This window comes from Agrobacterium sp. 16-172Ci, from assembly GCF_053522725.1.
The window spans coordinates 22,192-47,650 of sequence record NZ_JBNWBW010000011.1; the positions used below are offsets into that span (position 1 = coordinate 22,192).

Genomic DNA, 25,459 nt, shown 5'->3' on the forward strand with positions numbered 1-25,459 from the left:
GCCGTCTTGATCGCCATCAAGGCGGCGTATTGCGTTGCGCGATATGATGGTGCGCGAGAGGCCGGGAACGGCTGAAGACCGGAAAGGAATTTCAGATGACGGATATGTCCAGGACCAGCGCTTCGTTTCAGCGCTTCATGACCGATGCTCCGGCCCACAAGGCGGCATGGTTTCAGGCCGTGCAGGGTCTCGGGGCGGCGTCCACGCTCGATGCGAAAACACAGAGCCTGATCTATATCGGCATTCTTGCCGCCCTGCGTCTGGAAAGCGGTCTCGCCTTTCACGTGATGGAAGCCAAGGTGCGGGGCGCAAGCCGCGACGATATCATCAGTGCGGTGCTGACCGGTCTTCCGGCGGCCGGCAATGGCGTGATCAGCGCGCTTGGCCCGGCTCTCGACGCCTTCGACGGAACCTGACGCCTGTTCCAGCGGCGCTCCGCAAAGACCGGATCAGATTGCCGGCTCACTGATTTCGTTCATAATTCCCGCCTTCACCAAAACGGAAACAGACCGTCCCGAAAAAATACGGAGTCGGTTCAAGGGGTTAAAATTCTTTTAACTTTTGCCTCTGGACACGGCGAATCGCATTTGATTCACTAGTCATATTCGAGCGGCGGCGCTTCGAATCACTGGGGACATCTTGAAGGCGGGACAATGACGAACGTGCGGCGGGCGACTGCGGGCGATGAGCGGCCGTATGCCAAATTTTCTGATCTTGCGGCCTGGGGCGAAAGGCTTTCCAGCGACCTGATGGGTTTGATGAATGGCTCCGACCGCCCGATGCCGCAGGTCGAGACCCTGCTGAAACGTCTCATTCCCATTCTCATCCTCGCCTTTCTCGTCGTCGTCGCGGCCTCACGAATGTTGGGCATCGTTGCCGAATATAGCCGCATGGAAGAGGCCGCCCGCCATTCCACGGCGCTGACGGCGCTGACGGCCAAGGCGGCCCTTCTCAACAACGATACCGTTTTCACCGCGCAGGACCGTGCCCGCGCCGAAGCCAATCTGGTCGCGGCGCTGCCATCCGGCAGCCTTGCCGACGGCACCATGGTGCTTCTTTCGGGCAGCAATGGCCGCATTTTCGCCGGCGCCGGCAAGGAAGCGATGCTTTATATCGGCACGTCGCTGCCGGCTTTGCTTCCTGAAATAGCCATCGTGCAGCGTTTCCCCGGTGCGCCCGGCACCATCGAGACCAATATTGACGGCCAGCAGCACTATGCGACGATGATCCCCTTCGGCGACGACGGCGCGATGGTGATCGCGGCCCGCTCGCTACAGCCGATCCGTTCCTTCTGGCGCAGCGAAATCGCCATGAACGTGACGCTGTTTGCCGGCATCTCCTCGATCCTGCTGGTCGTGCTCTATGCCTATTACATGCAGGTGAAGCGCGCCCGCGACGCCGACGACATCTTCGCCGAATCCAACCTGCGGGTCGAAACCGCGCTGTCTCGCGGCCGCTGCGGCTTGTGGGATTTCGATCTTTCCACCCGACGCATGTTCTGGTCGGGTTCGCTCTACGAAATTCTCGGGCTGCCGCCCAAAGCAGCGCCGCTTTCCTTCTCCGACGCCGCCCGCATGATGCATTCCGAAGACGGCAATCTCTATGAGCTTGCCCGCGCCGTCGGCTGCGGCAATCTGCGCCAGATCGACCAGATCTTCCGCATGCGCCATGCCAAGGGCCATTATGTCTGGCTGCGCGCCCGCGCCCAGGTCATCCGCACCAATAACGGCCCGCGCGTCATCGGCATCGCCATGGATGTGACCGAACAACACCGCCTTGCGCAACGCTACGCCGAGGCCGACCAGCGCCTTGCCGACGCCATCGAGTCCACCTCGGAAGCCTTCGTGCTATGGGACAAGAACGACCGTCTGGTGATGTGCAACACCCATTACCAGAAGGCCTATGGCCTGCCGGACAGCGTGCTGGTGGCCGGCACGGAAAAAAGCACCGTCTATGCCGCAGCCGCCCGCCCCGTCGTTGAACGTCGCGTTGCCGATCCGGACCAGTCCGGCCTGTCGCGCACCACCGAAGTGCAGCTTGCCGATGACCGCTGGCTGCAAATTAACGAACGCCGCACCCGCGATGGCGGTCTCGTCTCGGTCGGCACCGATATCACCCTTCTGAAGCGCCATCAGGAACGCCTGCGCGATTCCGAGCGCCGGCTGATGGCCACCATCGGCGATCTTTCCGCCTCGCAGCACAAGCTGGAGCGGCAGAAGACCGAGCTTTCCGACGCCAACGCCAATTACCTCGCCGAAAAAGAGCGCGCCCAGGCCGCCAACCGGGCGAAATCCGAATTCCTCGCCAATATGAGCCATGAGCTGCGCACGCCGCTCAACGCCATTCTCGGCTTTTCCGACATCCTGCAAAACGAAATGTTCGGGCCGGTCGGTTCGCCGAAATATTCCGAATATGCCCGCGATATTCACGATAGCGGCAAACACCTGCTCAACGTCATCAACGATATTCTCGACATGTCGAAGATCGAGGCGGGCCATATGCGCATCAACCGCGAGACCATCGATCTCGCGCCGCTGATCGAGGAAACCCTGCGGCTGACCGCCATTCAGGCCGAGCAGAAGAACATCACCGTGCAGCAGAAGGTCTGCGCTGGGCTGACCATGCAGGGCGACCGTCGCGCCATGAAGCAGATCATGCTCAACCTGCTCTCCAACGCCGTGAAATTCACCGGCGACGGCGGCCGCATCGCGCTGCGCACCCATGTGCATCAGGCGGCCATGATCCTCACCATCGCAGACACGGGCATCGGCATTCCCGCCCAGGCGCTCAACAAGATCGGCCAGCCCTTCGAACAGGTGCAGAGCCAATATGCCAAGAGCCAGGGCGGCTCCGGCCTCGGGCTTGCGATTTCCCGCTCGCTCGTCAAGCTGCATGGCGGCACGATGAAAATCCGCTCGTGTGAGGGCCGTGGGACGGTGGTGACAATCATCATTCCGCATGCGGCGGGGTGCTGCGGGACGGTGCATTGAGTTGGCGTCGGACGCGCTGAGTTTCCTGCAATATGTACAGGTCGAGTGCGCGATTACCCCCCTCTGCCCTGTCGGGCATCTCCCCCTCAAGGGGGGAGATCAGCTAGACGGATGCTCCCCGCCAAATTCGCAACGTTTGAGATGATCGCGCCGTTGCCGCATATCGATCTCCCCCCTTGAGGGGGAGATGCCCGGCAGGGCAGAGGGGGGTGAAGCCTTACCCACCCACATCACCCACCATTCTTCACCGTCCCCACAAACGCCTTCCGCACCGCCTTCGCCAGCCGCTTCACCTCTCCCTCCAGTGTGGGAATGTCAGGGCAATCCCCCGCCCGGCAAACGAGATCGGTGAGGCCCGCCGGCGCCTCCTTCGGGTTGAAGGCGCCATCGATGCACAGCCGTACGATCTGCGATATTTCCGTATATAGCCCCATCGCCGCCATGCAGTCATCGAAAGCCTGCGGCTCCATGACAGGGGCGGCGAGCGCTTGCAGCGCCTCGGCCGTGTTGCGCCCCGGTTCGTGCGCGGCAAGCCCCTTCACCGGCCCCACCAGCGCCAGATATTGGGCGATGAATTCGAGGTCGATCAGCCCGCCATTGATGAGCTTGAAATCCCAGTTGTTTTCCGGCGGCTTTTCCTGCTCGATCAGGCTGCGCATCTCCAGCACATCGGTAGAGACCTTGGCCACATCGCGCTTCTGCGACAGGATGGAAGCGATGATGCGGCGCGCATCCTCCATCAGCGAGGCATCGCCGCAGATCAGGCGGGCGCGGGAGAGCGCCATGTGCTCCCAGGTCCAGGCCTCCTCGCGCTGGTATTTCTCGAAGGCGGAGATACGCGTCGCCACCGGCCCCTTGTTGCCGGAGGGGCGAAGCCGCATGTCCACCTCGTAAAGCACACCCTCTGCCGTCGGTGCGGAAAGCGCCGCAATCAGCCTTTGCGTGACGCGGGTGAAGTAACGCACGACATCGAGCGGCTTTGCGCCGGTCGATTCATGGGCGTCGTCGTCATAATCGTAAAGCAGGATGAGATCGACATCCGAACCTGCCGTCAGTTCGAAGGAGCCGAGCTTGCCCATGCCCATGACAGCCACGCGCCCGCCGGGATAAGGCCCATGCGCCGCTTCCATCTCCGCCAGAACCGCATTCAGCGCCGCCTCGATTACCAGATCGGCAAGGTGGGTGAAGGCGCGGGCGGCGACCTCGCCGCGGATTGCGCCGGTGAGAAGCCGAACCCCGATCAGGAAGCGCTGTTCGGCGGCGAAAATGCGAAGCCGGTCGAGAATATCCTCATAATGCCGGGCGTTGGAGAGAAAGCTTCCCATGCGGTGGGCGAGATAATCGCGAGTCGGTACGTCGCTCATCAATGCCGGGTCCAGCATGCCGTCGAAGACATGCGGGCGGGCGGCGATGATTTCGGCAAGGCGCGGTGCGGACGACATGATCGTCACCAGCAGGTCAAGCAGCGCCGGGTTGTTGCCGAGCAGCGAAAAGAGCTGGATGCCGGCCGGCAGGCCGGAGAGGAAATTGTCGAAACGCAGCAACGCCTCATCGGCCCGCTTGCTTTCACCGAAGGCCCTGAGCAGGTCAGGCGTCAGCTCCGTCAACCGCTCGCGCGCCTCGACGGATTGCGTCGCCCGGTAGCGGCCATTGTGCCAGGTGCGGATGACGCGGGAAATATCCTCCGGCCGCTCGAAGCCGAGGGCGGAGAGCGTCTTTAACGTATCGGGATCGTCCTTCTGGCCGGTGAAGACCAGATTGCCGGCCTCGCCAGACAGTTTCACCTCCTGCTCGAACAGCGCCGAATAACGCCGCTCCACCAGCCGCAGCACCTGTTCCAGCTTTTCCGAAAAGGCCTTGGTGTCCTCGAAACCGAGCATGAAGGCGATGCGCTTCAGTTCGGCTTCGGTGTCGGGTAGCACATGGGTCTGCTCGTCGCGCACCATCTGGATGCGGTGCTCCACCTCACGCAGGAACCAATAGGCCTCCGTCAGGCTGTCGCGCGTCTCGGCGTCGATCCATTTCGCCTCGGTTAGCGCCGCAAGCGCCTCCTGCGTTGCGCGCACCCGAAGCGCCGGCATGCGGCCGCCGGCAATAAGCTGCTGTGTCTGCGCGAAGAACTCGATCTCGCGGATGCCGCCGCGCCCGAGCTTGACATTGTGGCCCTTCACCGCAATCGCGCCGTGGCCCTTATGGGCATGGATCTGCCGCTTGATGGAATGAATATCGGCAATCGCCGCATAATCGAGATATTTGCGGAAGATGAAGGGCGTCAGCTCGCGCAGGAAATTCTCACCCGCCCTGATATCGCCGGCTACCGGCCGCGCCTTGATATAGGCGGCGCGTTCCCAGTTCTGGCCCCTGCCCTCATAATAAAGCAGCGCCGCCTCCACGGGGATGGCGAGCGGCGTCGAGCCGGGGTCTGGCCGCAGCCTAAGATCGGTGCGGAAGACGTAACCATCGGCCGTGCGCTCCTGCATGATGCGGACGAGGCGGCGCATCATCCGGCCGAAATTCTCCGTCGCATCATAGGGGTCGTCCATGATGCTGGCTGAGGGTTCGAAGAACACCACGGCGTCGATATCGGAAGAATAGTTCAGTTCGCGCGCGCCGAGCTTGCCCATGCCGAGCACGATGAGGCCCGACCCGTCGCTGGGGGCTGCGACATTCTTCAGTTTCAGCTTGCCGCTCTCATGGGCGGCGAGCAGCAGGTGATCGATGGCGGCGGAAAGCGATGCATCCGCCATGTCGCTCAGCCAGCGTGTCGTATCGCGGGCGGTGAAGATGCGGGCGAGATCGGCAAGTGCTGCGATGAAAGAGAGCCGCCGCTTGGCTACCCTCAGCCGCGACATCACCTCATTTTCGCTCGGCACCCCGCCTTCTTCGCCCGGCTTCCAGCAATCGCGCGCCTCATGGACGAGACCCGCCAGCAGCGGCTCGAGCGGTTTCGACATCGCCAGCGACAAAAGCCCCTCATCCGCCGACGCCATGTCACGCAGATAGGGGGACAGCGTGAAAGCCGCGGCGATAAAATCCTTCAGCGGACTTTCCCCGGCAAGCAGCGCGGCCACCGCCGGCTCGCTTTTGCCGATATCCTTCAGCGTCGAAAGAACGGATTTCAGTTCCGTCTGCGTGTAGGGGCGGATCACGCCCGGCAGAACCTCGCTCAGCCGCCTTTCAGCGGTTTCCCGTTTCGTCACTGTGTCTCTCCCTCTTCCGACTATCCTCTCGCCGCTCCCCGACGTGCAGCTTTCAGGACCGGATGCGCCGCACCCGAAACGTCCCTGCCGCCGCACCTCTTGGAAGCCTCCCGGCGCATGCATGTGGCGTTGTAACAAATGCAGGCCGCTTTGCGATCATAAAACCGTCGATGGCGATGTTTTCCAAAGCGCCACATCCCGTAATGTCTCCGCAATTGTGCCCGCGTAGCGTCAGCCTCAACGAAACCCGACTCCCCGGTTTTCCAACGCTCGGTGTTGCAACGGATATGATCATGAAACAGATTTTTACAGCGAAATTGCAAAAGAACCTGCGCGCGATGGCCCTTTGCCTGACGGCGCTGCCCATGGCGCAGCCCCTCTGCACGCCCGTTTTTGCCGCCGATATCGGCAAATCGGACCGGTTGGCCGATCCGCAGGGCAATTTCGACAATGCCCGCTACAGCAGCTCCAGCGACTGGAAGATCACGCTCGGTGTCGGTGCTGCCTACGCCCCGAAATATGAGGGTTCGGACAAGCTGGAAGCGGGCGCCGTGCCGCTGGTTTCCATCGAATATGGAGATACGCTGAGCATCGATTTCAGCGGCGTCACCGTGAACCTTTTGAACCACAACGGCTTCAGGCTGGGTGTGAAGGGCGGCTGGGAAGCCGGGCGCAAGGAAAAGGACGACAGGAAAAACCTGCGCGGAATGGGCGATATCAAGGCGGCCGGCGTGGTCGGCGGCGTCATCGCCTATGGCGTGGACCCCTTCGAAATCTACGCCAAGGTGGACAAGACCATTGACGGCAGCGAAGGCCTGACCGCGACCATCGGCGCCAGCGTCTCGCACAAGGTGGACCAGTTCATCCTGGGCGCCGACCTCTCCGCCACCTGGGCCGACGACAAGCACATGAAATCCTATTTCGGCGTCACCTCGGCCCAGTCCGCCCGCTCGGGCCTGCGCCGCTTCGACGCGAAATCAGGCTTCAAGCGCGTCGACGCCAGCGCCTCCGTCACTTACCTTATGACCGAGAACTGGTCTATCACCGGCACAGGCGGCGTCGGCTTCCTGCTGGGGGATGCCAAGGACAGCCCCCTGTCGAAGAAGGATATTCAGCCATTTGCGATGGTGGGCGTCGCTTACACGTTCTGAACCGCGAGCAGGAGAACCGCGCGGCCACGGATGCGCGCTCCGGCACGTCCCCAATGAGGAAAGGCGTCCCTGCCCTCACGCCTCCTCACCCGGTGAAGCGCCGCAAGGCGTTTCACCGGGGCCGCGATGGTCCACAGAACCGGCGGCCGGTTCCAGCGTGCCCTTATAAGCGACGACGAGACCGATGAAGGGCAGAGAAATTTCCACATCGAAGTGGAAGCGGCCGTTTTCCTCTGACTCGAAACTCTGACCCTTCGGCAGAAGAAAGCCGGGCAGCGGTACGCCCAGAAGATGCCATCGCCGGGGGATGAGAGCCAGCCGGCCGCCATCGAGCACCAGCGCCAGAGCGACGGTAACGACGCCGAAGCGCTCCGCCAGCAGATATTGATCCTTGCCCATGCCGGCCGACTGTGTGGACGAGAAGCGCCGCCCGCCGAAATTCCGCGTCCAGCGCTCCTTGCCCTTTTCCGGCCTGAAGGTGACCCTGACGGGAATCTGCTTTCCCGCCTGCGGAAAGCCGACGAGCGCGGAAACCATGCGGGCCAGCATGCCCTGTCCGCGGCGTATCTCGGCGACCCCGCTCCATTGTCGCGGAGCCTTGCTGTCGTGCAGTTCCCGCAGCCGCGGCGGCAAGTCATCGAAGGCCGGGCCGAGAAGCTGGCGGAACAGCGGGACGTCGGGTTCCTCGCGGCGGAACCCCGTGTAGATCGTCTTGCTGCGGAAAAGCCGGTCGTAATCGGCAAGGTTCAGCGCATCCGTACCAGCGCGTGCGCCGGGCAGCGGGCGCTCGCCGCTCAGCATCTTGCGGACAAGGGCCTCGATAGCCATGGAGGGGATGTAGGGGCCATCATCGCCTTCGGCCAGCAAATGCCAGCTCATCTCCATCGGCCTGCCCGCTGCACGCCCCTGCGCGCGGACGAACATGCCGCCGCGATGTTCGCCAAAGCGCATCCGGTTCAGCACGGCATGAAACAGCGGCGATAGCGGCGCGAATGAGGGAAGGCCGAACCGCGCCCGCGCTTTCGCCAGAAGGTTCAACGTGCGGTGCAGAAACTCCGGCACGGGACCGGCCCCCATCCATATATCGGTCATCGACGGGTGTTCCGGTGGAATCACCTGTAAATCCGGCACATCGACCAGCGAAAAGTGAATATTGCGCAACGGCAGCCTGCCGGGCACGGCAACGGTGAAGCGCCTGCTTTCCGCAAGGCCGACGCCATGCGACGGCCCGCCATGCCGCCAGAGTTTTACCGGCGCGCCGGCATAACCCACGACCGCCCGCATGACGTTTAGGCCGATCCCGGCATAAGGAGACGGCGCTATTCCGCCCTCGACGGCGAGAATGTCCATGGCCCTTTCCATTTCGCGCAGAACGGCGGCCGTCAGGACGGGAAAACTGCTGACGCCCGACAGGACGAAAACACCGGCGGCTTTTGCCCGCTCGTCGAATTGGCTGACGCCGAAAACGAAATCGGCGGCATCGGCGAAATCGAGATAGTCTATTCCAGCGTCGATGCATGCCGTTATCACGCCGTAACATGCGCTGCCATAGGTCTGGAAAGGCCCCGATGCATCGACGACAAGATCGGGCTTGTGGATGCGCAGGGCGTCCGCGATATCGCGGCGATCGAGCATCAGCGGGCGCAATTGCGCCTGTCCGCGCCAGGCTGCGCAAAAGGCCTCCGCCCGTGCGCGGCTGCGGCCGCAGACGAGAATTTCAAGGCTGGACATATCGGCAAGCAGTTCCGCCAGTCGACCGCCGAACACACCATAACCACCGAGGATCAATATTTTCATTACCCTGCCGACGCCTCTGTGCCACTGCCCGGTTTACCTGAACGGGGGGCCATTGCCATGGTCAAAGGATTCTCTCCCGGTACTCCGGCGGCGCTACCCAGCATTCTTCGCGTTTTCCGAACCATCGGTATCGATGGCGGGCGACATAACGATAGACGGGATCGCGCAGGAATGCGGGAACGATGCGCAGGACGCCCAGCAGCAGCCAGGGCATGCCAAGCGCTTCATAGATGCTCAACACGGCATCGCTGTCCTGCCGCACCCTGTCGCCATCCACGACCAGCAGGCTGACCGGATTTTTCGGGTCCATGCCATGACGCCGATAGATTTCCGCCCCCGCTTCTCCCTGCATGGATGCGAGCCGGAAGTATCCCCGCCTGTCATGCCGCAGAACGAATTGCGCATTCACGGAACACAACACACATTCGGCATCGAAGAGGATGATCGGGTGATGCCGGTCGACGGCCAAGGGAATTGTGCCTGCCATCCGTCGCAAGTCCTTTTGTCGATCACATCAAACCGACCTATGAAGTTCAGCAATAATCCAGACGAATATTCTTCCGATCATCTGTCAATTCAATCGCAAAAGACAGTTATTTTTCGAGGAGTTTCCACGCAAACATCGGTGATCACCATTGGTTACGAACGCTTGCGTCACAGGACAGATTGCAGGCGTCTCTGACGCCACGCATTCCTGCAAAATTCGACCCTGTTTTACCGGCGCGGTTTGACTGTTATGTACCATGCCGGGTTCGTACGAGACGCATCAGGGTTTCGGAAGGGGAAACACCATCGAAACGGTCAGCCCCGGACAGGCGGCATTCGTGGCATCCGTGTCCGACAGCGTCAGCGATCCGCCATGCAGCTCCATCACGGCCTCCACCAGCGACAGGCCGAGCCCGGTTCCGGGTTTCGAGCGGCTTTCATCCAGCCTGACGAAGCGTTTCAGCACCTCGCCGCGTTTCTCGGCGGGAATGCCGGGGCCGTTATCGGCGACGGAGAGCACGATGGCCTCCGGTTCCCTTGCCAGACGTACAACGAGTTTTTTATCGCCTTCGCCCTCGCAGGCATATTTCATGGCATTGTCGATGAGGTTGGAGAGCGCCTGGCCGATCAGCTCGCGGTTGCCCTTTACCGAAAGGTCAGCCTCTATTTCGGCCTCCAGCACAAGCCCGGCATCCTCGGCCACCGGCTCGTAGAGTTCGGCGCTGTCGGCGGCAATCGCCGAGACGTCCACATCGGTCATTTCTGCTGCAATTGAGCCGGCCTCGACGCGGGAAATCATCAGGAGCGCGTTAAAGGTGCGGATAAGCTGGTCGGATTCGGCGATGATGCCTTCAAGCGCTGCGCGCCGTTTCGTCTCGTCATTGTCGTCAAGCGCTGCGGCCGCCTTGTTGCGCAGCCGCGTCAGCGGCGTCTTCAGATCATGGGCGATATTGTCGGAGACCTGCCGCAGGCCTTCATTCAGCTTTTCGATGCGGCCGAGCATGGCGTTGAGCGAGCCGGACAGGCGGTCGAATTCATCGCCGGAGCGGCCCTGCGGCAGTCGCTGCGAAAGGTCGCCCGCCATGATCTTCTTGGTCGCCGCCGACATGCGGTCGATGCGTTTCAGCGCGTTGCGGCCGATGCCGAACCAGATGAGCAGCGCGCCGCCGCCCATGATGGCGAGCGCCACCATCAGCGCATTGCGCACCAGCGCCCGGAACTTGGTGGGTTCGCCGAGGTCGCGGCCAATCAGGATGCGCAGGCCATTGTCCAGCATGAAGACATTGGCGGTGGCCAGATGCTGCACGCTGTCGCCGCTTTCGGAGTAACGCTCGTAACGGAAAGGAAAACCGGTCCAGCCTTCCTTGTCGAAAACGCCCGGCTGCACCGAAGCGACGTTGCCGGCAAGGATTTCGCCATTCGGCCCGGCGATGACGTAAAGGCTCGCCCCCGGCTGGCGGGCGCGGCGTTCCATCATTCGCAGCAGCGGGTTGATGCCGCCGCGATTATAGATGCGCTGCACATCCGAGACTTCCTGCAAGACGGCGTCACGCGTCTGCTGGTTCAGCAGCCGTTCGGAAAGGGCAGTGACATAAAAGACCAGGAAGGCGGCGCAGAGCGCAAACAGCAAAATATAGAGCGCCGAAAGGCGCACCGCTGTCGACCGGAACACTATTCTGAGGCGGGCCATTTTCGCCAATCAGCCCTCGTCCTTCATCATGTAACCGGCGCCGCGAATGGTCTTTAGAAGCGGCTTCTCGAAGTCCTTCTCGATCTTCGAGCGCAGGCGCGAGACATGCACGTCGATGACATTGGTCTGCGGGTCGAAATGATAGTCCCAGACGTTTTCGAGAAGCATGGTGCGGGTCACGACCTGACCGGCATTCTTCATCAGATATTCGAGCAGGCGGAATTCGCGCGGCTGCAGCAGGATTTCCTTGCCGTTGCGGCGGACGTCGTGGGAGAGCCGGTCGAGTTCGAGATCGCCGACCCGGTAGATCATGTCCTGCTCGGGCTTGCCCTTGCGGCGGCCCAGCACCTCGATGCGGGCGAGCAATTCGGAAAAGGCATAGGGTTTCGGCAGATAATCATCGCCGCCGGCGCGCAGGCCGGTGACGCGGTCATCCACCTGCCCCAGCGCGGAAAGGATCAGAACCGGCGTCTCGATGCCGCGGCGGCGCAGCTCGCTGATGACGGAAAGTCCGTCGCGGCGCGGCAACATGCGGTCGATCACCATCACGTCGTAAGCGTTCTCGCAGCCCATGAACAGGCCGCTCTCACCGTCGCTCGCATGGTCGGCGACGATCCCGGCTTCGCGGAACGCCTTGGTCATATAGGCCGCAGCCTCGAGGTCGTCTTCAATGACAAGAATCTTCATGTGCGGGACAATAGCGCCCTCGCCCTTTTCCGCACAACCGGAAACAGATGCGACAGACATTTCCTGAACCTTGTTTTCCATGAGGTTTCCTCCGAAGACCTGGTCTTTGGCGTTATCTGGCTTCAAGACGGGGCGACCGCCTGTGGAGTGAGTGGTTGCCGCTTATTCTTCCCCGGCGGGGAGAAGAAGCGGGCCGTAGCGCCCTGCCATGCTCAACCGCCCCATCTCAAGAGCGGGATACGATGCCGGCTCCCGAAAGAACCGGCATCGCCTTTCAGCCTATCAACCCTGGTCGATATCCAAAGCGATGAAGCGGCTGCCATCGTCCGTCTGGATCTGGAACAGCGCCTTGGAGCGTCCGTCCTTCTTGGCCTGTTCAAGGATCTTCTCGATATCGGCGGCGGAAGCGACCTGCTGGTTGTTGACCGAGGTGATCTTCTCACCCGTCTTCAGGCCACGGGCGGCGGCATCGCTGTCGGGGTCGACATCGGTGATGGCAAGGCCGTTGCCGTCATCGGCGGGCGCAACCGTCAGGCCGAGGCTGGAGAGCACCTTTTCGCTGGAGGACTGGCTGCCCTTGTCGTCGTTCTGGGCAGGCGTCGCCTTGGAAGCATCGTCGCTGGCGAGATCGCCGAGCGTTACCGTGACAGGCTGCGACTTGCCGCCGCGCCACAGCGAGATTTCAACCTTGGTGTTGGGCGCCATGCCGCCGATGCGGCGCGACAGGTCGCGGGCATCCTTGACGGGCTCGCCATTGACGGCGGTGATGATGTCGCCCTGCTTGATACCGGCCTTGTCGCCCGGCGAGCCGGCCTGCGGCGAAACGACGAGCGCGCCGCTGGCTTCGGAAAGGCCGAGCGATTCGGCGATATCCTTGCTGACGGGCTGAATCTGCACGCCGAGCCAGCCACGTTCCACCTTGCCGTCCTTCTGCAGGTCGGCGATCACGTCCTTGGCGACCGATGCCGGAATGGCGAAGGCGATGCCGACATTGCCGCCGGAAGGCGAGAAGATGGCGGTGTTGATGCCGACGACTTCACCGTTGAGGTTGAAGGCGGGACCGCCCGAGTTACCACGGTTCACGGCGGCGTCGATCTGCAGGTAGTCGTCATAGGGGCCGGAGCCGATATCGCGGCCGCGGGCCGAGATGATGCCGGATGTCACCGTACCGCCAAGACCGAAGGGGTTGCCGACGGCGACAACCCAGTCACCAACGCGGATCTTGCTGTCATCGGCAAATTGGACATAGGTGAACTTGCGGTTCACATCGACCTTCAGCAGCGCCAGATCGGTGCGCGGATCGCGGCCGACGAGCTTGGCATCGAGTTCGGTACCGTCATTCATCACGATCGTATAGGCGGAGCCGTCATCGACGACGTGGTTGTTGGTGACGATGTAACCGTCTTCGGAAATGAAGAAGCCGGAGCCCTGAGCGACGGGGCGCAGCGGACCCTTGCCGTCACGGTGGCGGTTCGGGCCACGGTCGGAGCGATCCTGGTTGGGGCCGCCGAATTCCTTGAAGAAGCGCTTCAGCGGATGGTCGTCCGGCAGCTGGTCGAGGCCACGGCCACCGAAATTGAAGGAGAAATTGCTGCTATCATCGGAAGCGGGCTGCACGTTGGACTGCACGCGAACGGAGACGACGGCAGGCGATACCGCATCGACCACATTGGCGAAACTCGGAACCTGCGGCGCAGTCACCTCGACGGGGGCGGCAAACGAATGGAGGATCGGTGCGGCGATGCCGGTGGAAAGCATCAGCGCCGCAAGGCCGCCAACGGTCGTGGCCTTCAAAGCCGTCTTCAGCGAGGCCGTCTTCAGCGAGGAATGGCCGTTTTGCGAATGAGACATGGTGTACCTTCTTTCTTCATTCAGACTGGAGCCCGTTTGACCGGGGAAGCGGTGGATGATGAAGATATAGGAGGCGACACCTTACGGCGAAGTGTCTGACGAATGAAAAATCCGTAATGTTGAAAAAGAACCGTGGGGAAAAATGAAAAACGGTTATTTTTCAATGAGATTGCGAATTCTCATCTCTTCGTCCGCGCTCAGTTTCTGCGGCTGTTCCTGGCTTGCGCGACGGCGCGAAAACACGAAGACGGCGAAAATTCCCGCAAGGGTGAGACCGATGGGCGCGCCCCACAAAAGCACGGTGCGCAGGCTGAGACGCGGTTTCAGGAGCACGAACTCGCCGTAACGCGACACGACATAATCGATGACGGCCTTGTCGCTGTCGCCCTCGACCAGCCGTTCGCGCACCAGAACCCGCAGGTCACGCGCCAGCTCGGCATTGCTGTCGTCGATGGACTGGTTCTGGCAGACCATGCAGCGGAGCTGAGACGTGAGGTTGCGGGCGCGCTGCTCCAGCACGGGGTCTTTCAGCACTTCGTCCGGATTGAACGCGAAGGCCGGAGAGGCTGCTGCGAAGATGAGGGTGAGAATAAGAGCGAGCCTTGCCACTCTCTCCCTCATTCCTGTTCCCCGGAACAAGGCCGCACTCATTCCGCCGCCTCCGGCATTGCAGCCCGCACCGGCTTCGCCTTGCGATTCGGCGCTCCGACCCGCAACCGTCTGTCGGAGAGCGAGATAAAACCGCCCGCCATCATGAACAGCGTGCCGCCCCAGATGCACAGGATGAAGGGTTTCCACCAGATGCGCACCACCATGCCGCCATCGGCCATGGGGTCACCCAGCGAGACATAAAGCTGGCTGAGGCCGAAGGTCAGGATGCCGGCTTCCGTCGTCGGCATGCGCCTCGCGGTATAGAGCCGCTTGGACGACCAGACATCGGCCACCTCCACCCCCGCCTTGCGCACGGTAAAATGGCCGCGATCCTCGGTAAAATTCGGGCCGACGGCGTGGCGGACGCCATCGAAGGTCAGGCTGTAACCGCCCGCTTCCGCCGCCATGCCCTCTTTCATTTCCAGGACCGTCTCGGTCTCGAAAGTGGTGACGATGACGATGCCGAGCACGGTGATGCCAAGCCCCATATGCGCCAGCGCCGTGCCGAAGGCCGAACGCGGCAGGCCCTTCAGGCGGCGAAACGCGATACCGAAGGCGAGCTTGCCGAAATTGGCGCGATACCAGAGATCGGCGAAAGCGCCGAAGATCAGCCAGAAACCGGCGGCGATGCCGAGTGCGGCCAGCACCGGACCGCCATTTTCGATGTACCAGAGCGTCAGCCCGGCAAGGGCTGCAAGCGCTGCCGCCACATAAAGCCGCTGGAAGGCTCCGAGAAGATCGCCGCGCTTCCAGGCGAGCATCGGTCCAAAAGGCGTGACGATCAGGATCGGGATCATCAGCAGACCGAAGGTGAGGTTGAAGAAAGGCGCGCCGACCGAGATTTTTTCGCCCGTCAGCGTTTCCAGAATGAGCGGGTAAAGCGTGCCGATCAGCACGGTCGCGGTCGAGACCGTCAGGATGAGGTTGTTGAGGACAAGCGACCCTTCGCGCGAGATCGGCGCAAACAGGCCACCGGCCTTCAGGGAAGGTGCACGCCATGCAAAGAGCGCGAAGGCGCCGCCGATGAAGACGGTCAGGATGCCGAGAATGAAGATGCCGCGGCTCGGATCAGTAGCGAAAGCGTGGACCGAGGTGAGCACGCCGGAGCGGACGAGGAAGGTGCCGAGCAGCGACAGCGAAAAGGTCATGATCGCCAGAAGCACAGTCCAGATCTTCAGCGCCTCACGCTTTTCCATGACGAGCGCCGAATGCAGCAGCGCGGTTCCGGCAAGCCACGGCATGAAGGAAGCGTTTTCCACCGGATCCCAGAACCACCAGCCGCCCCAGCCGAGTTCATAATAGGCCCAGTAGGAGCCCATGGAGATGCCGGCGGTCAGGAAGGTCCATGCGGCGAGTGTCCATGGCCGCACCCAGCGCGCCCAGGCGGCGTCGATGCGTCCTTCCAGCAGCGCCGCAACGGCAAAGGAGAAGCAGACGGAAAAGCCGACATAACCGAGGTAAAGCAGCGGCGGATGGATGGCGAGGCCGAAATCCTGAAGAATGGGATTGAGGTCCTGCCCCTCGGCGGGCACCGGCTCCAGCCGCAGGAACGGGTTGGAGGTGAGCAGGATAAACAGCAGGAAGGCGACCGAAATCCATGCCTGCACCGCAAGCACATTGGCTTTGAGCGTTTCCGGCAGGTTGCGGCCGAAGGCGGCGACGAGCGCGCTGAAAAACACGAGGATGAGCAGCCACAGCAGCATGGAGCCTTCGTGGTTGCCCCAAACGCCGGTCAGCTTGTAGATCATCGGCATTAGCGAATGGGAGTTTTCCCAGACATTGCGCACGGAAAAATCCGAGACGGCATAAGCCCGCGTCAGCGCCGCGAAGGAGAAGGCGACCAGCAGGAACATCAGGACCGAGCCGAGCGAGGCGACATCCATCAGCGCCCGGTCGTTGCGGCGCGCGCCGATGACCGGCAGCGTCGAGACGATAAGCCCCACACCGAGCGCCAGAACCAGAACATAATGGCCGATCTCGTTGATCATCTGGTCGCTCCGGTCTTGTCGGAAGAAGTTGCGCTGGCCGTTGGCGTTGCGGCGGCGGGTTCTTCGCCTTCCCCCGCATGCTGCCACAGGCCCTTGTCCTTCAGCCGGTCTGCCACTTCCTTCGGCATGTAGTTCTCGTCGTGCTTGGCCAGCACGCTGTCGGCAACGAAACCGTGGGTCGCGGCATCGAACATGCCTTCGGTCACCACGCCCTGCCCTTCGCGGAAAAGATCGGGCAGGATGCCGGTATAGCTGACCGGCACGTTCGCTTCACCGTCGGTCACCGTGAAGCTCACCGTGCGGCCCTCGCCGCGCTTGATCGAGCCTTCCGCCACCAGCCCGCCGAGACGGATGCGGGTGCCGGGGTTGACGGGCGTTTTCTCCAGATCGGCCGGCATGTAGAAATAGGCAATGGACTGACCGAAGGCGAACATGACCAGCAGCACGGCTGCAACGATGAAGCTCATGCCGCCGCCGATGATCGCCAGGCGTTTCTGTTTGCGGGTCATTGCGTCACTCCCTGCGGCGCGGCATCCTGCTGCCCGCTCATGCGGATCGGTCCGGCGGAAACGCCCAGTTCCTTGGCCAGCGCCAGAAGTTGGCGGCCCTGCTCGCCCTCCGGCGGGAAGGCCTTCAGCCCCGCCCGCAGAGCCTCTCCGGCCTTGGCTTCGTTCTTCAGCACGGAATAGGCACGGACAAGCCGCATCCAGCCTTCAAAATCGGCCGGGTTTTCCTTCAGCTTGGCGTCGAGGCTCGACACCATGCCCTCGATCATCGCCTGCCGGTCAGAAGCCGTCATGTCTTTTGCCGCCGCCATGTCCTCAGCGGTCGGGCCGGGTGCGGCAGGGGTCGCCGCGCCGCCGGTCCGGGCGATATGTTCGCGCACCAGCGGCAGCCACGGCGCGCCGGCCGGTGCATCGGCCGCCAGCGCGGTGAAGGCGGCGCGCGCTTCCTCGGCCTTGCCGGCCTGTTCCAGCGACAGCGCCAGATAGAAGCGGGCGCGCGGATTGCCAGGTTTTAGCTCTTCGGCCTGCGCAAACGCATCCCGCGCGGCCTCGATGACGATGCCGTCATTGCCGGCCACCAGCGTTTCGCCAAGGCCCGTCAGCCGTTCCGGGCTCGGTCCCAGAATACGAAGCGCGTTGCGATAGGCAAGCTCGGCATCACCAAGCCGCAATGTCTTGAAATAGATCGGCGCGAGGATATCCCAGCCGGCGCCGTCCTCCGGGTTCTGCGCCAGATGCCGTTCCGCCCGGGCGACCAGCAGGTTCATGTCGTTGCCGGGCTTTTCAAGACGCGCCTCGAGCGGCATGTCCGGCACCTCCGGACTGCCGTTCCAGATGTAAAGACAGAGACCGAGCGCGGGCAGCAGAACCGTGATGAGGCTGGCGGCGAGATTGTGCCGGCGCGGCCGGGTTTCTTTGCCGGATTGCTCTTCCGCTTCGGCGGCGGCGAGAAGCCGACGGCCGATTTCGGCGCGGGCATAATCCGCCTCGGTGTCGCCGATCAGGCCGGCGGCGCGTTCGCGGTCCAGTTCGGCCAGCTGATCGCGATAAACGGCGACCTCACCGTCGCGGCGCGTCTGCGACGCCTCGGTCTTCCGCATCAGCGGGTACATCAGGACGATGGCGACAGCCGCCGTCAATATCGCAACGACAATCCAGAACATAAGGCTCAATTACTCGAATGCGCGGCACATGGAAACATGAAGCGCGGGGATGACGTGAATTTGAGACATCACGCCGCACCGCAGGCCATTTCCCGGCTGCACCGCCATGCCTCTTCTTGTCATCGCAAAAGGTCCGTGACCTTGATTTACGTCAAACTATTTTAAGTTAGCGGCGACCAGCTTCCATCGGCATTGCGGCAGGCTGCGCCGCGCGCCCTGGTTTCGCGTCCGTCGACGGTCAGGGTGTGGGAATATTGCCGGCAATTCTGGTTGCCGACCTGATAGGGCGCATTGGCGACCACCTGCCCCTTGGCGTCATCGCCGGTCCACGACACAGGCGTGCCGACCGGGGCCGTTTCCAGCGCCTTGTATTCGGCTTCCAGCGCCTTGGTCTGGTCACCCCTGTCGAGCTGCACGCCGCTTCTCCCGACAATGCCGCCTTCCAGATTGGCAAGGAACGGCGTCGAAGGCTGCGATGAACGGCCGAACAGGCCGCCGCCCGCCGGGCGGGTGCCCGTGGTGGTGCAGGCGCTCAGCATCGATACACACAGGATCGAGAGAAGTGCCGGGCGTGACACCAGCGAACGCATTGTCACGGAGCGGCAGCCATCATACACGTCAACCAAACCCTGTCCTCTTTTTTACCGCATCGCACCCAATATAGTGCCATTGAATTTCTTGCCTTTTTTCTTGCCTCACGCAAGCTCTTTCGAAAGGCCCGGCAAAATCAGATCGGCTTTCAGCCCGCCGATGGCGCTGCGCGACAGCGAAAAGCGGCCATGGTACTCTGACACCACCTCGGAAACGATCGACAATCCGAGGCCCGTACCCGGCCGGCTCTCGTCCAGCCGCCGCCCGCGCTTCATCGCTTCGCTGATCTGTTCCGGCTCAAGCCCCGGCCCGTCATCCTCCACCGTCAGCTCCACCCAGGAGCGACGGGCAATTTCCGCATCGGAGGATGGGTGCGTGCCGGTCGCAAGCGTGATGACCACGCGCGTCTGCGCAAAACGCGCGGCATTTTCCAGAAGATTGCCGACGACCTCTTCCAGATCCTGCTGCTCCATACCGAGGACGGCGCCGGGTTGCTCGAAATTCAGCACGAACTGCTTGTCGGGGTTCAGGCGGCGCATCACGCGCACCAGCCGCTCCAGCGCCGGCTCCGCTTCCACGCGGGCAAGGATGGAGCCGCGCTGGGCGGCGATGCGGGCGCGGGAGAGATAGGATTGCACCTGCGCCTGCATGGCGTCCGCCTGCGCCCGCACCAGATCGCCATGCTGCGGCTCCAGCGTGCGGGCCTCGTTCAGAAGAACGGCGATCGGCGTCTTCAGCGAATGCGCGAGATTGCCGACCTGCATGCGGGCGCGCTCCACCAGGCGGCGATTGCTGTCGATCAGCGCATTGACCTCATTGGCGAGCGGCTGGATTTCACGCGGGAATTCACCTTCGAGGCTTTCCGCCTCCCCGCCCCTGATCTTGCCGAGCGCCACGCGAGCCTGATCGAGCGGTCGCAGACTGTAGAGAATGGCAAGGCCGTTGACGACGAGACTGCCGACACCGAAAACGGCGAGCGCCAGATAAAGGCTGTTGGAGAAATCGCGCACATCGTCTTCCACGACGTTCAGATTGCCGGAGACACGGAAACGCGCGGCGCGGCCTTCGCCATCCAGCACCACTTCCGTTTCCGCCACGCGCACCTGATTGCCGGCCTCGTCGGTGACGGCATAAAAGCGCTCATAGCGATTGTCGAAGGGCGCATCGAGAATGCTCGGCACCGGCAGGGTGGAGACGCCGAGCGACGATGACACCAGCGGCGCGGTCTGGAAATTGCCGAGCGGCTCAACAACCCAGTACCAGCCGGTATCGGGCTGCGAAAAGCGCAGATCGCCGAGCTGCGGGCTGCCGGCCAGCGTATTCTCGTTGGAAATCGTCACGGAATTGATGACGTTATAAAGCTGCGCCCTCAGAAGATCGGTGAAGCTGCGCTCCACACCCTGCCGGTAAAGCGTCGAGATCACGACGGCGATCACCACCAGCGCCAGCACCGACCAGAGCGAGGCGAGCAGCAGAACGCGGGCGGTGAGGGAATTACTTCGCATCTGCCGGCGCTTGCATCCGGTAACCGAGACCACGGATCGTCTCGATCAGATCAACCCCGAGCTTCTTGCGCAGACGGCCGACAAACACCTCGATGGTATTGGAATCGCGGTCGAAATCCTGATCGTACATGTGTTCGACCAGCTCCGTGCGCGAGACGACCTCGCCCATGTGGTGCATGAGATAGGACAGGAGCCGGAACTCGTGCGAGGTGAGTTTCAGCGTCGTGCCGTTGACGGTGGCCTTGGAGGATTTGGTGTCGAGCCGGACCGGGCCGCACACCAGTTCGGACGAAGCATGGCCGGCGGCGCGGCGGATGAGCGCGCGCACGCGGGCAAGCACTTCTTCCACATGGAAAGGCTTCGTCACATAGTCATCGGCACCGGCGTCGATACCGGCAACCTTGTCGCTCCAGCGGTCGCGGGCGGTGAGGATGAGCACCGGCATGGCCTTGCCGGCCGCACGCCATTTTTCAACGACGGTGATGCCATCGAGCTGCGGCAGGCCGATATCGAGAACAATGGCGTCATAGGGCTCGGTATCGCCGAGATAATGGCCTTCCTCGCCGTCGAATGCCTGATCGACAACATAACCGGCTTCTTTCAGCGCATCGGTCAGCTGACGATTGAGATTGGCATCGTCCTCAACAACGAGAATACGCATTGTCCGCCCTTTCCTGTATCCCGGCCCGCAGGCGCGTCGCCGGTCATGCTAAATGTGTCGGATTGTTTTCCGATATTTCGGCGATGCGGGCAAGCTACATCGGCACGCGCATCGTCACCTTGCGCGGGCGTTCGCCATTGCCCTGGACGAGAACGGTGACGACACAGGACTGACCGTCACCGGAAGGATAGACCGAAAGCAGCTGACCGCCGGTTTCGCGCACGACGCGGGCGACGGCTGCGCCGCAATCGCTCGCCGCCAGAATGTAATGGCCCTGCAGATCAGCCTCGGGCGCCGTGAAACCGGAAAGCCCGGCTGCAAGCGTCGCGATGATGAGAGGTGATGCCATTCTACAAACTTCCAAAAAACCGGGTGCGTCTCGAACCGTATTGTGACCGAATATGTAGCGCAAAGCGTCTGAATGGCAAATGAATGCCGCCCCCGCCGCGTGGGCGCCAGGCGGGAACGGCGTTGTCGCGGGTGCTGTCAGCGAATGGCGCTGGTCGCCGAAAGGCGGCCGTAAAGTGCGACCAGACCACCGATTCCGCCCGCAACCGTCACCAGCCCGTCCGCCAGTTCTCCTTGCAGACCGGCGGGCAGATCAAGGCCTGCGATGCTGAAAAGCGGTGCGAAAACCGCAACCAGAGCGCCCCAGATCGTGCGCGATTGATACCATGCTTTGGTACTGTCCATAGTCTCGTCCTTTGCGTTGTTTTTCAGGCACATGTCAGATCGGGAGGGTGGCCTGCGCCACCACGCCCGAAGGCACCGCACGGCCGAGCATTCGGACACGCACGGAAATGTGATCCCGCAATGCCGGGAAATCTGTGAGTTCGTCTGCGGCGGGGTAAAACCAGAAGGGTTGCGAAACCTCCGCCATGCGCCGCACGGTCTCGCCGTCCAGCACCTCGATGCGATAAAGCTCGAGGGGCTCGTCCAGCGGAATGTCGCTCGCATCCCAGCCATCGGCCTCCACCCGGCCCCGTCGTTTCCACCTGATGAAAACGCCGTCGCCGCGCCGCTCGGCGGCAAGATGCACCGGCGCGAGCGGTGTCAGCGCCCGCAGGCCGCCCTCGAAGGCAAACGGACCGCTCGGCGCGCCCGCCATTCCGGCCGCTTCCGCGATCCAGTTCAGGCGTCGCCCGCGCTCGCTCGCGGCAAGACCGAGCGGCTGCACCGCCGCATCCAGCACCACCACCGGCGCACCTTTCGGCGCGCCCGCGGCGAGCGCGTCTTCCGTGCCCGCCAGTCCCCGCAGAAGAGCGGAGAGCCGCCAGCGCGAGGGTGCGATTTCCTCGGCTTTTGCGAAGGCGACGATTTCCCACACACCGTTCGCCGCCTTGATGGCGAGACGGTTCTCGCCATTCAGCACCGAAAGCTCCCCGGCCGACGATACCTCGCCGAAGGGCAGATCGATGAGGATTGTGTTTTTCCGGTCGAAGCGGCCGGAAGGACCTGATGTCAGCGGCATTGCCAGCGCGCCGATCATCGCCGACCGGTCCAGCAGCACGCGCTGCCGGTAACCTTCACTGCCCGGCGACGCGGAAATGATGATTGGCCGCCAGGGCTTTGCAAGCGCCGCACTCCGCGCCGAATCCTCCGGCGCGGTGCCGTCATGGTAGGGCAGATCGAGAAACAGCACTTCCGGCGCGAAACCTTCGGCTCCGCTTGCGCCGCTGCTGCGCCGTTCCTCCGCGCCGCCGGCAAAGACCGGAAAGGCAGCGGAAAAGGCCCGCGCCTCCACCTGCCGCACCGCGCCGTCCTCGATCCGGCTGACCAGAAACCGCCCTGCCGGCGCCTGCGGAAAGGTCCCTTCCGGCAGGCGGATACAATCACCCGGTTCAAGCGCGATATCGCAAGGCGGCAGAGCAAAGCGCAGGCTGCGCCGCGCCTGCCGGTTGTCGCGCAACAACGCCTCGACGGCGGCCTCCGCCGTTTCCGCAGGCAGGGCAGCGTTAAGATCGAGCCGCATCACCCGGCTGCCGGCATTGTCGATGCGCCGGGACCGTACACTTGCCTGCTCGTAATCCAGCGTGGGGTTGAAAGAGGTCAGCACGGCTTCAGCCGCGAAATCGCTGTCATGGCCGCGATTTTCCGACCAGAGCGGCTCGTCTTCCAGATCGGCCAGCACGGCAATATCCCGGACCGGCAAGACCGCCGTATTGCGGGAGCGGAAGCGCAGGGTTCCGCCATCTTCCGTCACATCCACCTGAAACGCCGCCATCAGCGGCTCCAAGAGGTTGCGGGCGGAGGTCACGTCTCCCTGCACATAACCTCCCAGATCGCCGCTGACGGCGGAAACATCGAAGTCTGAAAAGCCGTGATCGGTGAGGATGGCGGCGATGGCATCGGCGAGCGTTGCCGTGCCCAGCCTCCCATTCAGCCAGTGGCCGGTGCGCCAGTTCGCCCCATCGCTCCAGGCCGCGCTATTCTGCGGAAAGGCCGGAAAGGGCCGTGCATCCCAGGTCCACAGATAGACCCGGCTTGCATCGACCATCGCCGCATCGCCCTTTCCCCAATGGTCGAGATGCGCCTCCAGAAACCGTCGCTGCTGGCTGTCGGCGCGGTTGCGGCGGGAAAAATAGGGAAAAGCGTTTTCCGCCGATTTCGGATCAGGAAAGACATTGGGCCGCGTCGCGCTCTTGTCCACCGCCGGGCAACCGAGTTCGGTGAACCAGACCGGCTTGGAGCGCGGCGCCCATGCCGTGGGCACGGTTTTCTCCACACCCCGCACCCGGTCGTAGTGGAGGTTTCCCCACCAATTGCGCAAGTCCTTGTAACGGAACACCCACGGCTTGCCCTTCAACCCGTCGGTAATCGGCGTGCGCCGCCGCGCGGCGCGGTCCGCATCGCTGGCATAATACCAGTCGAACCCCTCTCCCGCCGTGATCGCGCGGCGGAAGGCGCTCACATCGTCCGGGCCGGTCATGCCGTCGGGATTGCCGTTTGCGGCATCCCCGTCGCGCCAGTCGGAAAGCGGCATATAGTTGTCGATGCCGATGGCGTCGATATTCGGGCTCGCCCAGAGCGGATCGAGATGGAAGAACACGTCGCCCGAACCGTCCGCCGGCTGGTGGCCGAAATATTCGCTCCAGTCCGCCGCATAGGTCAGCTTCACCGCCGGCCCCAATATCGCCCGCACATCGCCAACCAGCCGCACCAGTTCCTCGACAAAGGGAAAGGCATCATTCTCGTCTCTCAGCGCCGTCAGCCCTCGCAGCTCCGAACCGATCAGGAAAGCATCCACCCCGCCAGCCCGGGCCGCCAGCGCCGCATAATGCAGCACCATACGGCGATAGCCTTCATCGCGGTTGCAGAAGGCGGAAACCTGCGCCCTTGCGCCCGCGCTGCGATCCGCAGAACCGGCCCTGCCGGGTGCGGGAAAGCAGGTGATGCGCCCGCGCCAGGCATAGGCGTCCTGTTCGCCTTTGCCATAGGGGTCCGGCAGACCATTGCCGATGGTAACATCCATCATCACGAAGGGGTAAAGGCACACCCGAAGCCCGCGCGCCCTGAGATCGGCTATCGCCTGCAACACGCTTTCGTCGTTCGGCGTGCCGCCATAGGCCGGGCCGCCGCCATGATGGCTGACAGGATGCACCTCATCGCGCGAAAGGCCGGCGACGGACCATGGCATGGTTTCCCCATCCCGGCCGGCCACTTCCACGCCCGGCAGAATGCGGCATTCCCCCGCCCGCATATCCGTGCCGAACCAGCTTACCACCAGCGCCACGCTCTCAAGATTGGGACACAGATCCAGCAACTCGTCGATCGCCGCAGCCCAGTCGGTCGAAGCGGTCAGGCCGTTGCGGTTCATGATGCGGCTTTGGCCGATCCCCGTCCTTTCGGAAACCTGCGCAGTGGCGTAACCATGTTCCGTTGCCCCCGGAATGACGGTGATGGCGCGGATGGATTTTTCCAGCCGGCCGACCGGCCGCACCACTTCGAACTGCATGAGCGGAATGCGGTTGCCGAACCCGTCGAGCGGCAGGCGTTCGAACACCACATAGGCCAGTCCGCGAAAGGCCGGCGCATTGCCCGCCCCCTGCTTCGCCTCGATCAAAGGATCGGGCAATTGCGTCTCGCTGCCCGGATAAAAGCGCATCTCCACGGCACTCAGGTCCATCTCCCGCCCATCGGCCCAGACGCGCCGCACCCTTGCCGCCTCGCCTTCGCACAGGCCGATGGCAAAGCTGGCGAAATACCGAAAGGTCTCCACTTTCGGGCCGCGATTGCCCTTGCCGCCGCGCCGCTCCACCTCCACGCTTTCTTCGAAGCGCGTCGCCCAGATCAGCGTGCCGCCGATCCGTGCTGCGCCGTAAAGCCGGTTGATCGCCGCTCCCTCATCCGCGCCGGGAATGCGCGCGGTCGAGAGCCGCGCGCCCGTTACCGTCCGCCCGTTCGAGAGTAGCGTGCGGTCGATGGCATTGCCCGCCAGCGCCCCGGCCGCCCGGCCGATCACCGCGCCCAAAGGACCGAAAATGCCGCCGAGTGCCGCGCCCGCCGCCTGAAAAACGATTGTCGCCATGCTTGCCTCGAAAA

Annotated in this window: 19 protein-coding genes; 3 read left to right on the plus strand and 16 right to left on the minus strand. The window is 63.0% G+C overall.

All coding sequences use genetic code 11. From position 1 onward, the window contains the following. Nucleotides 1-95 precede the first annotated feature (95 nt). Both ACQZ40_RS12175 and ACQZ40_RS12180 read left to right on the plus strand, forming a co-directional pair. A complete protein-coding gene (locus tag ACQZ40_RS12175) occupies nt 96-416 on the plus strand; it encodes a carboxymuconolactone decarboxylase family protein (RefSeq protein WP_125144618.1) in 321 nt (106 codons plus the stop codon). 237 nt (nt 417-653) lie between these two features. After that, the gene (locus ACQZ40_RS12180; protein ID WP_078054246.1) at nt 654-2,990 is read left to right on the plus strand and encodes a PAS domain-containing sensor histidine kinase; all 2,337 of its coding nucleotides are present in this window, start codon (nt 654-656) and stop codon (nt 2,988-2,990) included. A gap of 230 nt (nt 2,991-3,220) precedes the next feature. On the opposite strand, the gene ACQZ40_RS12185 is transcribed toward ACQZ40_RS12180, so the two are convergent. Further along, nucleotides 3,221-6,190 carry a bifunctional [glutamine synthetase] adenylyltransferase/[glutamine synthetase]-adenylyl-L-tyrosine phosphorylase gene (locus ACQZ40_RS12185; RefSeq protein WP_443407130.1) on the minus strand — a complete coding sequence of 990 codons (2,970 nt, stop codon included), beginning with the start codon at nt 6,188-6,190 and terminating at the stop codon, nt 3,221-3,223. Between the two features lie 287 nt (nt 6,191-6,477). Here ACQZ40_RS12185 and ACQZ40_RS12190 point away from each other — a divergent pair, with 287 nt between their 5' ends. Continuing rightward, nucleotides 6,478-7,341, plus strand: a complete 864-nt coding sequence (locus ACQZ40_RS12190; protein ID WP_448748033.1) for a MipA/OmpV family protein — start codon at nt 6,478-6,480, stop codon at nt 7,339-7,341. A gap of 75 nt (nt 7,342-7,416) precedes the next feature. Here the strand turns inward: ACQZ40_RS12190 and ACQZ40_RS12195 are convergent, their stop codons facing one another. The 15 genes from ACQZ40_RS12195 to ACQZ40_RS12265 form a co-directional block, all read right to left on the minus strand. Beyond that, nucleotides 7,417-9,138: a DUF4166 domain-containing protein gene (locus ACQZ40_RS12195; RefSeq protein WP_448748034.1), complete on the minus strand. Its 1,722-nt coding sequence runs from the start codon at nt 9,136-9,138 to the stop codon at nt 7,417-7,419. Nucleotides 9,139-9,199: 61 nt separating this feature from the next. After that, nucleotides 9,200-9,625, minus strand: coding sequence for a thiol-disulfide oxidoreductase DCC family protein (locus ACQZ40_RS12200; protein ID WP_125144621.1), 426 nt, complete (start codon nt 9,623-9,625; stop codon nt 9,200-9,202). 279 nt (nt 9,626-9,904) lie between these two features. Next, nucleotides 9,905-11,314: a sensor histidine kinase gene (locus ACQZ40_RS12205; RefSeq protein ID WP_448748067.1), complete on the minus strand. Its 1,410-nt coding sequence runs from the start codon at nt 11,312-11,314 to the stop codon at nt 9,905-9,907. A gap of 9 nt (nt 11,315-11,323) precedes the next feature. Further along, nucleotides 11,324-12,082 carry a response regulator transcription factor gene (locus ACQZ40_RS12210; RefSeq protein ID WP_031233368.1) on the minus strand — a complete coding sequence of 253 codons (759 nt, stop codon included), beginning with the start codon at nt 12,080-12,082 and terminating at the stop codon, nt 11,324-11,326. 201 nt (nt 12,083-12,283) lie between these two features. Next, a complete protein-coding gene (locus ACQZ40_RS12215; protein WP_174038962.1) occupies nt 12,284-13,852 on the minus strand; it encodes a Do family serine endopeptidase in 1,569 nt (522 codons plus the stop codon). A 153-nt stretch (nt 13,853-14,005) separates the two neighbouring features. Next, nucleotides 14,006-14,473 (minus strand): cytochrome c-type biogenesis protein, encoded by a 468-nt coding sequence (locus ACQZ40_RS12220; protein WP_174038961.1) that lies wholly within the window; start codon nt 14,471-14,473, stop codon nt 14,006-14,008. A 26-nt stretch (nt 14,474-14,499) separates the two neighbouring features. Then, nucleotides 14,500-16,491 (minus strand): heme lyase CcmF/NrfE family subunit, encoded by a 1,992-nt coding sequence (locus ACQZ40_RS12225; RefSeq protein ID WP_020808641.1) that lies wholly within the window; start codon nt 16,489-16,491, stop codon nt 14,500-14,502. Next, nucleotides 16,488-17,000: a cytochrome c maturation protein CcmE gene (ccmE, locus tag ACQZ40_RS12230; RefSeq protein ID WP_174038960.1), complete on the minus strand. Its 513-nt coding sequence runs from the start codon at nt 16,998-17,000 to the stop codon at nt 16,488-16,490. The genes ACQZ40_RS12225 and ccmE overlap by 4 nt, the downstream gene beginning before the upstream one ends. Further along, on the minus strand, nt 16,997-18,160 hold the full coding sequence (gene ccmI, locus ACQZ40_RS12235; RefSeq protein ID WP_448748035.1) for a c-type cytochrome biogenesis protein CcmI: 1,164 nt from the start codon (nt 18,158-18,160) through the stop codon (nt 16,997-16,999). The genes ccmE and ccmI overlap by 4 nt, the downstream gene beginning before the upstream one ends. Nucleotides 18,161-18,321: 161 nt before the next feature. Then, the gene (locus tag ACQZ40_RS12240) at nt 18,322-18,750 is read right to left on the minus strand and encodes a hypothetical protein (protein WP_080818775.1); all 429 of its coding nucleotides are present in this window, start codon (nt 18,748-18,750) and stop codon (nt 18,322-18,324) included. Between the two features lie 105 nt (nt 18,751-18,855). Further along, nucleotides 18,856-20,256: a sensor histidine kinase gene (locus tag ACQZ40_RS12245; protein ID WP_003521230.1), complete on the minus strand. Its 1,401-nt coding sequence runs from the start codon at nt 20,254-20,256 to the stop codon at nt 18,856-18,858. Next, nucleotides 20,246-20,917, minus strand: a complete 672-nt coding sequence (locus tag ACQZ40_RS12250; RefSeq protein ID WP_003509815.1) for a response regulator transcription factor — start codon at nt 20,915-20,917, stop codon at nt 20,246-20,248. The genes ACQZ40_RS12245 and ACQZ40_RS12250 overlap by 11 nt, the downstream gene beginning before the upstream one ends. Before the next feature lie 94 nt (nt 20,918-21,011). Beyond that, nucleotides 21,012-21,266: a hypothetical protein gene (locus ACQZ40_RS12255; protein ID WP_003497070.1), complete on the minus strand. Its 255-nt coding sequence runs from the start codon at nt 21,264-21,266 to the stop codon at nt 21,012-21,014. A gap of 137 nt (nt 21,267-21,403) precedes the next feature. Further along, nucleotides 21,404-21,610 carry a hypothetical protein gene (locus tag ACQZ40_RS12260; RefSeq protein ID WP_035262738.1) on the minus strand — a complete coding sequence of 69 codons (207 nt, stop codon included), beginning with the start codon at nt 21,608-21,610 and terminating at the stop codon, nt 21,404-21,406. 34 nt (nt 21,611-21,644) lie between these two features. Next, a complete protein-coding gene (locus ACQZ40_RS12265) occupies nt 21,645-25,445 on the minus strand; it encodes a baseplate multidomain protein megatron (RefSeq protein ID WP_448748036.1) in 3,801 nt (1,266 codons plus the stop codon). Nucleotides 25,446-25,459 lie beyond the last annotated feature (14 nt).

Excerpts from the sequence above, each read along its gene's own strand:
- ACQZ40_RS12265 (WP_448748036.1), bottom strand. The coding sequence starts at position 25,445 with ATGGCGACAATCGTTTTTCAGGCGGCGGGCGCGGCACTCGGCGGCATT.
- ACQZ40_RS12250 (WP_003509815.1), bottom strand. The coding sequence starts at position 20,917 with ATGCGTATTCTCGTTGTTGAGGACGATGCCAATCTCAATCGTCAGCTG.
- ACQZ40_RS12175 (WP_125144618.1), top strand. The coding sequence starts at position 96 with ATGACGGATATGTCCAGGACCAGCGCTTCGTTTCAGCGCTTCATGACC.
- ACQZ40_RS12245 (WP_003521230.1), bottom strand. The coding sequence starts at position 20,256 with ATGCGAAGTAATTCCCTCACCGCCCGCGTTCTGCTGCTCGCCTCGCTC.
- ACQZ40_RS12215 (WP_174038962.1), bottom strand. The coding sequence starts at position 13,852 with ATGTCTCATTCGCAAAACGGCCATTCCTCGCTGAAGACGGCCTCGCTG.
- ccmI (WP_448748035.1), bottom strand. The coding sequence starts at position 18,160 with ATGTTCTGGATTGTCGTTGCGATATTGACGGCGGCTGTCGCCATCGTC.
- ACQZ40_RS12260 (WP_035262738.1), bottom strand. The coding sequence starts at position 21,610 with ATGGACAGTACCAAAGCATGGTATCAATCGCGCACGATCTGGGGCGCT.
- ACQZ40_RS12225 (WP_020808641.1), bottom strand. The coding sequence starts at position 16,491 with ATGATCAACGAGATCGGCCATTATGTTCTGGTTCTGGCGCTCGGTGTG.
- ACQZ40_RS12220 (WP_174038961.1), bottom strand. The coding sequence starts at position 14,473 with ATGAGGGAGAGAGTGGCAAGGCTCGCTCTTATTCTCACCCTCATCTTC.
- ACQZ40_RS12200 (WP_125144621.1), bottom strand. The coding sequence starts at position 9,625 with ATGGCAGGCACAATTCCCTTGGCCGTCGACCGGCATCACCCGATCATC.
- ACQZ40_RS12240 (WP_080818775.1), bottom strand. The coding sequence starts at position 18,750 with ATGCGTTCGCTGGTGTCACGCCCGGCACTTCTCTCGATCCTGTGTGTA.
- ccmE (WP_174038960.1), bottom strand. The coding sequence starts at position 17,000 with ATGACCCGCAAACAGAAACGCCTGGCGATCATCGGCGGCGGCATGAGC.
- ACQZ40_RS12180 (WP_078054246.1), top strand. The coding sequence starts at position 654 with ATGACGAACGTGCGGCGGGCGACTGCGGGCGATGAGCGGCCGTATGCC.
- ACQZ40_RS12205 (WP_448748067.1), bottom strand. The coding sequence starts at position 11,314 with ATGGCCCGCCTCAGAATAGTGTTCCGGTCGACAGCGGTGCGCCTTTCG.
- ACQZ40_RS12195 (WP_448748034.1), bottom strand. The coding sequence starts at position 9,138 with ATGAAAATATTGATCCTCGGTGGTTATGGTGTGTTCGGCGGTCGACTG.
- ACQZ40_RS12255 (WP_003497070.1), bottom strand. The coding sequence starts at position 21,266 with ATGGCATCACCTCTCATCATCGCGACGCTTGCAGCCGGGCTTTCCGGT.
- ACQZ40_RS12190 (WP_448748033.1), top strand. The coding sequence starts at position 6,478 with ATGATCATGAAACAGATTTTTACAGCGAAATTGCAAAAGAACCTGCGC.
- ACQZ40_RS12210 (WP_031233368.1), bottom strand. The coding sequence starts at position 12,082 with ATGGAAAACAAGGTTCAGGAAATGTCTGTCGCATCTGTTTCCGGTTGT.